Annotated in this window: 7 protein-coding genes; 6 read left to right on the forward strand and 1 reads right to left on the reverse strand. The window is 62.3% G+C overall.

The features are described from left to right. The 5 genes from RR842_RS08655 to gltA all read left to right on the forward strand — a co-directional run. Positions 1–144 (forward strand): LuxR C-terminal-related transcriptional regulator (locus tag RR842_RS08655; protein WP_332729486.1); only part of this gene is annotated, 144 nt, incomplete at its 5' end. A gap of 122 nt (positions 145–266) precedes the next feature. Next, positions 267–1,652 carry an alanine racemase gene (gene alr / locus RR842_RS08660; RefSeq protein WP_332518361.1) on the forward strand — a complete coding sequence of 462 codons (1,386 nt, stop codon included), beginning with the start codon at positions 267–269 and terminating at the stop codon, positions 1,650–1,652. Between the two features lie 110 nt (positions 1,653–1,762). Next, positions 1,763–2,449 carry a uracil-DNA glycosylase gene (locus RR842_RS08665; RefSeq protein WP_332565259.1) on the forward strand — a complete coding sequence of 229 codons (687 nt, stop codon included), beginning with the start codon at positions 1,763–1,765 and terminating at the stop codon, positions 2,447–2,449. 389 nt (positions 2,450–2,838) lie between these two features. Further along, on the forward strand, positions 2,839–3,729 hold the full coding sequence (locus RR842_RS08670) for a sulfide/dihydroorotate dehydrogenase-like FAD/NAD-binding protein (RefSeq protein WP_332553714.1): 891 nt from the start codon (positions 2,839–2,841) through the stop codon (positions 3,727–3,729). Positions 3,730–3,731: 2 nt separating this feature from the next. Next, positions 3,732–5,213 carry an NADPH-dependent glutamate synthase gene (gene gltA, locus RR842_RS08675; RefSeq protein WP_332522365.1) on the forward strand — a complete coding sequence of 494 codons (1,482 nt, stop codon included), beginning with the start codon at positions 3,732–3,734 and terminating at the stop codon, positions 5,211–5,213. 33 nt (positions 5,214–5,246) lie between these two features. On the opposite strand, the gene RR842_RS08680 is transcribed toward gltA, so the two are convergent. Then, on the reverse strand, positions 5,247–5,447 hold the full coding sequence (locus RR842_RS08680) for a hypothetical protein (protein ID WP_332729483.1): 201 nt from the start codon (positions 5,445–5,447) through the stop codon (positions 5,247–5,249). Between the two features lie 228 nt (positions 5,448–5,675). Between RR842_RS08680 and RR842_RS08685 the strand changes: the two genes are divergently transcribed. Next, positions 5,676–6,886: folylpolyglutamate synthase/dihydrofolate synthase family protein (locus RR842_RS08685; RefSeq protein ID WP_332729484.1), on the forward strand; the 1,211-nt coding region annotated here is incomplete at its 3' end.

Raw genomic sequence — 6,886 nt, forward strand, 5'->3', positions numbered from 1 at the left:
CGCGGAAACAGCATGGCCTCTATTGCTGAGCGCCTGGTTATCTCGGAGAATACCGTGCGTACCCACGCCAAGCACATCTACACGAAGCTCGCTATCCACAAGCGCCAGGAGCTGCTGGACATGCTGGGCCAGCTGGAAGGGTAGCGACCGGTGCATGGTTTCTCTGGCATGCTGCGCGCTCCTTCGCCTCCAGATGCCGGCTGCGCGATGCCGCCAGTGCTATACTGGTGCGCGAACGAAGGCGATTCGAACGAGAGCGGAGCAGCATGGCGGCACAAGATATTCCCAATGGATTTACCGGGTTCGCAAACCGCAAGCCGGGATTCGAGCCGGCGAGCGCAAGCGTCGGGCGTACGCCGGTAGGGGCGTATACAACCGAGGGTACGCCTTTGTCGGGCGTTCCGTCAACGTATGGCAGTGGCGCCCAAGGAGCGTTCCAGTACGCACGCGATCATGCGCGGCCCGATGCGGGTGCCGCCAACTTCGACCCCGACAAGCTGCGGCTTATCCCGGCCACCGATAGGCGCTGGGCGTGGACGGAGGTCGATCTGGGCGTTGTCCGCCACAACATGACGGCGCTCAAGCAGCACGTGGGCCACGGCGTGCGCGTCATGGCTGTGGTGAAGGCCGACGGCTATGGGCACGGTGCGGTGCGCTGCGCGAAGACGGCGCTGAACTCCGGTGCCGAGTATCTGGGTGTCGCCACTATCGACGAGGCCATCGAGCTGCGCGAAGCGCTGGTGAACGCACCGATCCTGGTGCTGTCCCAGCCGCCGATGGAGGCCATCCCGTTGCTGCTGGCCTACAAGGTCATGCCGAGCATCTACACGCCCGATTTCGCCATCCAGTACGCCGAGGCGGCGGATGCCTATAGCATCCGCGCGCCCTACCATCTGGCGGTGAACACGGGCATGAACCGCATTGGCGTGCGCCACGACGAGGTAGTCGAGTTCATGTCGCAGGTGAGCTTTCACCGCGCACTCGACCTGGTAGGCACGTTCACGCACTTCGCGACCGCCGACGCGCCGGAGACGCTGGACTTCCATATCCAGACGAAGCGCTTCTTGGAGGCGCTCCAAGCCATGAAGGTTGCGGGCTTCGACCCGGGCATCATCCATGCGGCGAACTCGGCGGCTACCATTCGCTATCCTGACGTGCATTTCGACATGGTACGGCCCGGCATCGCCCTGTACGGCTTGCATCCGTGCCAGGAAACACGCACGATGATCGATCTGCGGCCCGCCCTGAGCGTGCATGCGCGCATCAGCGACACGCGGCTCGTGCCTATGAGCGAAGGGGTGAGCTACGGGTTGAACTACCGCAGCCCCGGTAGCGTGAGGATTTGCACGCTGCCTCTCGGCTACGCGGACGGCATGCGCCGTGGGCTGTCGGGCCGCACCGACGTGATCATGGAAGGCCGCCGGTTCCGCCAGGTGGGCAACATCTGCATGGACCAGTGCATGTTCGAAGTGGACCTGCGCACCTACGGCACCCGTCGGCGCATCGACCCGCAGATTGGCGACGAGGTGCTGATAGTGGGCCGTCAAGGCGACTCGATCGTCACGTTGGACGATATGGCGAACATGCTGGGCACGATCCACTACGAGCTGTCCATCGGCTTCGCCCAGAGGATGCCCCGGCTCTACGTATAGCGCGCAGAGGGCCGACCGTTCCAAGGCGGGTTATTTTCACGGAGGAGGGTCCCGCGCCCTTTTGAGGGAGCGAGACTAGGCAAGGTCGCACTGGCAGGAAGGGAAATCGCATGTCCAAGCTGCATATACCCTTGGAGGAGATCCGAGCGCAGGTCGAGGCCTGCCATAAGTGCCCGTTGGCCGACGGCCGTACGCAGACGGTGTTCGGCGTGGGGAGCTCCGAGGCGCGTGTGCTCATCGTGGGCGAGGCCCCCGGCAAGAACGAGGACCTGCAAGGCGAGCCGTTCGTGGGCAAAGCCGGCCAGTATCTCAACGAGCTTCTTGCCATCGCCGGACTTGAGCGCAGCGACGTGTTCATCGCCAATGTGCTAAAGTGCCGTCCTCCCGGGAACCGCGACCCCCGTCCCGAGGAGATCGAGCTGTGCACGCCGTATCTGCGCGAACAGACGCGCACGATCGACCCCGACTTCATTGTGACGTTGGGCAATTTCTCCACGAAGTTCATCTTGAAAACGGAGGTGGGCATCACCCGTCTGCACGGCACGCTGCAGCAAGCAGGTAAGTTCAGGGTATTCCCCATCTTCCACCCTGCCGCCGCCATCTACGACCGCTCGAAGCGCGAGGCGCTAGAGAACGATTTTGCCACGCTCGGCGAGCTGCTGGCTGTAAGCGACGCCGACAAGGCTGCGCGGATAACCGACGATGCTCCTGCTCCTGCCGCTACGTCATTGGCATCCGGGTCGGATGCGGAAGCGGACCCTGCGCCGAGCAACAGCCCCTGTAGGGTTTGCCTATAGCTTGGGCTTCGCTATCCAAGGGTGCAATGACCCTGCGTTTGGTCTCCCCCTCTAACGAAAGTTTTCTTTCGTTAGAGGGGGATTTTCGTGCGCTAACGAAAGGAAAACGCGATTTTCTTTCGTTAAGAAACCCCTGAAAACACAATTCAGTTTTTCTGCTGGTCGCTTTCGTTGCGGCTCCTTCGTTCAGAAAGGGGTATTCGCGGTAGCGTGCTCTATGCGGTTGGTCGTCGACTGATTCGGGGTTTTTCGCTCCGCTGGCCGTTCAGTAACGCACTCGAAACACTCGAGTAGAGGGGTCCAAGCTATAATGGCAGGCTATATAAGCAAAAGGCAGCACCGCAGCACGGTGCTGCTTGCATATTTGAGACGGGAAAGGCAGAGGCGACGTGTACGCAATCGAAAAAGTTGAGGCGCTGAATGCGGAAGTAACCCGCATGGTCGTGCATGCGCCCGCTATCGCACGGAAGATCAAGCCTGGTCAGTTCATTATGCTGCGCATCGACGAGCAGGGCGAGCGTATTCCGTTGACGATGAACTCTTGCGACCCGGAGGCGGGCACCATCACTATCATCTTCCAGGCGGTGGGTGCTACCACGATGCGCCTCGCACAGATGCGAGTGGGCGACGCGCTGCTGGATTTCGCGGGTCCGCTTGGCAAACCCACCGAGCTTGAGGGTGTGAAGCGCGCGTGCGTCATCGGCGGCGGCTTGGGTACGGCTATCGCGTACTCGCAGGCAAAATGGCTGCACGATCACGGTGCCGAGGTGGATGTGATCACGGGTTTCCGCAACGTGGACCTCGTGTTGCTCGAAGACGAGATCAACGAGAACTCTACGCGCCAGATCATCATGACCGACGACGGCTCCAACGGCAACAAGGGCCTGGTGACGGCGGCGTTGCAACAGTGTATCGACGAGGGTGCCGACTACGACCTGGTGTTGGCGGTGGGCCCGGTTATCATGATGAAGTTCGTGGCGGCCACGACGAAGCCTTACGGCATTAAGACGCTGGTATCCATGAACCCGCTGATGATCGACGGTACGGGCATGTGCGGTGGCTGTCGCGTGAAGGTGGGCGACGAATACTTCCACGCCTGCGTGGACGGTCCCGACTTCGACGGACATCTGGTCGACTACGACGACGCTATGCGTCGCGGTGTCATGTATCGCAGCTTCGAGAGCTCTGCGCGCGAGGCGGCCGCCGGCAAAGTGGCTTCTGAGGGACGCACATGCGGCGATGCGGCCGTATCTTCCGGTGACGACCACAAGGAGGCCTAGTCGTGGCGAACCTCAAGGTGAACAAGCAGAAAGAAAAAGTGCCCATGCCCGAGCTCGATCCTGTGCTGCGTGCGCAGACGTTCGAGGAAGTGGCGCTGGGCTATACGGCCGAAGAGGCCGTTGCCGAGGCGCGTCGCTGCATCCAGTGTCCGAAGGCGCCCTGCGTGTCGGGCTGCCCGGTTGGCGTGCCTATCCCGCAGTTCATCGAGCAAGTAAGCGAGGGCAACTTCGGCGCAGCTTACGCTATCGTGAAGGGTGCGAATGCGCTGCCCGCGGTATGCGGGCGCGTGTGTCCGCAGGAGACGCAGTGCGAAGGGGTGTGCACGCGCGGCAAGAACGGCGAGCCTGTCGGCATCGGTCGCCTCGAGCGCTTCGTGTCGGACTGGGCGGCGGCTCATCCGGAAGAGGCGGCTGCGGCTCTGACGGAGCTGTCCCACCGCTGTGCGGCCGATCCTGAGGACGGTGCCTGCCCGGTTGTGCCGGAGGTGCTGTCGGCCGCCGATTTGGGCGACAAGCGCGTGGCTGTGGTGGGTTCCGGCCCGGCATCGCTCACGTGCGCGGGCGAGCTGGCCAAGCATGGGGCGGATGTGACCGTGTTCGAAGCACTGCACAAGGTAGGCGGCGTGCTCACCTACGGCATTCCCGAGTTCCGCCTTCCCAAGGATATCGTGGCGCGCGAAGTGGATGCTCTCGGAGACAGTGGCGTGTCGTTCGAGCTGAATACGCTGGTAGGCAAGCTCTATGACGTGGATGAGCTCATGGACGAGCGCGGCTTCGACGCCGTGTTCGTGGGCACCGGTGCGGGACTGCCCGGCTATCTGGGCATTCCGGGCGAGGGGCTCAACGGCGTGTCGGTGGCCAGCGAGCTGCTCACGCGCGTGAACCTGATGAAGGCGTACCGTCATCCCGAGTACGAGACGCCGGTCTATGCGGGCAAGCGCTGCGTGGTCGTGGGCGGTGGCAATGTGGCTATGGATGCGGCGCGCACGGCAAAGCGCCTCGGTGCTGACGTGACCGTGGTGTATCGTCGCGGCCGCGACGAGATGCCTGCCCGCACGGAAGAGATACACCATGCCGAACAGGAAGGCATCAGCTTCCAGCTGCTTACCAACCCGGTGCGTATTCTGGGCGACGACAGCGGATGGGTTGCCGGCGTCGAGTGCGTGCGCATGGAGCTGGGCGAGCCTGATGCAAGCGGGCGCCGCCGTCCTGCGGCGGTGGCGGGCAGCGAGTTCGTCATCGACGTGGACATGATGGTGATTGCGGTGGGATCGAAGACCAACCCCCTCATCGCCGAGACCACACCGGGGCTCGAGGTGACGTCGCGCCATCTTATCGTGGCCGATGAGTGCACCTGTGCCACTTCCAAGCCGGGCGTGTTTGCCGGCGGCGACGCAGTCATCGGTGCCGCAACCGTCATCCTCGCCATGGGCGCGGGAAAACGTGCGGCAGCCGGGATCGCGAAATATCTGTCTGAGAACTAAGCCGGGTAGAGAAGCTGGGCGCTGCTCTTTGCATCAGCGCCCGCGCAGCTCAGTCGGTAGCAGGCTGCCCGATGGTACGTTGACAGGTGGTGCCTGCGAGAGGCAAGTCAAGGCGAGCATCGCGCACGTCGCGAGAGGTAAGCCAAGCTTGTTTTCGAAGAGATGCTGTGCAAATTTTTCGTTTTCCCGCAGCTTTTCGAGCGTACAGAGCGTCTTGCGGAATTTCCAGCCCATTTATCTTTCATGTGCATAGTTTTGAACTGCGTTTTCTTCAGATCTCCTGACTGATAGACAAAAGTACTTGGATTTTTAAGGCAAAAAAGTGCGGGAAAACGAAAAATTTGCACAGCATCTCTTCGAATCCGATGTTTTAGGGCGTGCGGTTTTAGGGCATGCAGCTTCTGCGGTAGAATATGAAGGCCAAGGCGAGCATCGCGCACGTCGCGAGAGGGGATGGTGGATGTGGCGTTCGATCCGATAGCCTATATCAACGAGCCGCGATGGATGGGCTCGCGGTTGGGGCTCGATCGTATTCGCGAGCTGCTTGAACGGCTGGGTCGTCCGCAGGATGATCTCAAGTTCGTGCATGTTGCCGGTACGAACGGTAAAGGGTCGACGTGTGCGTACCTCTCCTCGATCTTGCAGGAGGCGGGTTATCGAACAGGTCTGTTCACTAGCCCCTTTATCGAGACGTTCGAGGAGCGTATCCGGGTGGACGGCCGAAATATCTCCTCTGACGAACTCGCTCGCGTGGCGCTTGCCGTGCGCGACCAGGCAGAAGCCATGGACGATCATCCCACCGAGTTTGAGCTGATGTGCGCCGTGGCGCTCGTGCATTTCGTACGCCGTGCCTGCGATATCGCGGTGCTGGAGGTGGGACTGGGCGGGCGGCTCGACTCCACGAACGTTATCGACGCGCCGGAAGTGGCGGTGGTCGCGCGTATCGGACTCGACCATACGGCGCTTCTGGGCAGCACGCTTGCGGCTATTGCGGGGGAGAAGGCCGGCATCGTAAAAGACGGCGTTCCGGTGGTGTCGTGGCCCCAGGAGGGCGAGGCCATGGCGGTGGTGGAAGAGGCGGCGCGCACGCACGGAGCGGCGCTGACGGTGCCCGACTTCGCGCAGCTCCAGGTGGGGCCAGTCGAGCAGCGAGGCGGAACCTCCGTGCGCCTGTTCACGTACGGGTCTTTCTGCAACCTGGAAACATCCCTGTTGGGAAGCTATCAGCCTGCGAACGCGGCTCTTGCCATCGAAGCAGCTCGGGTATTGGGCGAGAACGGCTGGAGCATCCCCGATGCCGTCGTGCGGGCGGGTATTGCGCAGGCTCGCTGGCCGGGTCGATTCGAGGTGGTGGATGCGGGGCCAGATCGACCGACGGTCGTCGTTGATGGCGGCCACAATCCCCAGGGTGCCCGGGCCTTGGTCGATTCCCTGGCCGATGTGTTTCCCGGTAAGAAGCCCGTGTTTGTGATCGGCGTGTTGGAGGACAAGGATTACCCCGAAATGCTCGAGGTTATCCTACCTGCTGGTGCCGGTTTCGTTGCCGTAACTCCCGACAACCCGCGTGCGCTTCCCGCCGACAAGCTGGCGCGCGCCATTCGCTGGACGGGGCAAGACCTGCTGGGTTGCGCTGCCTGCACGAATCCTTATGTTGCTCGCGACATGGCCGACGC

Origin of the sequence: Gordonibacter sp. (assembly GCF_036667095.1) — a bacterium.
Taxonomy (GTDB): Bacteria; Actinomycetota; Coriobacteriia; order Coriobacteriales; family Eggerthellaceae; genus Gordonibacter.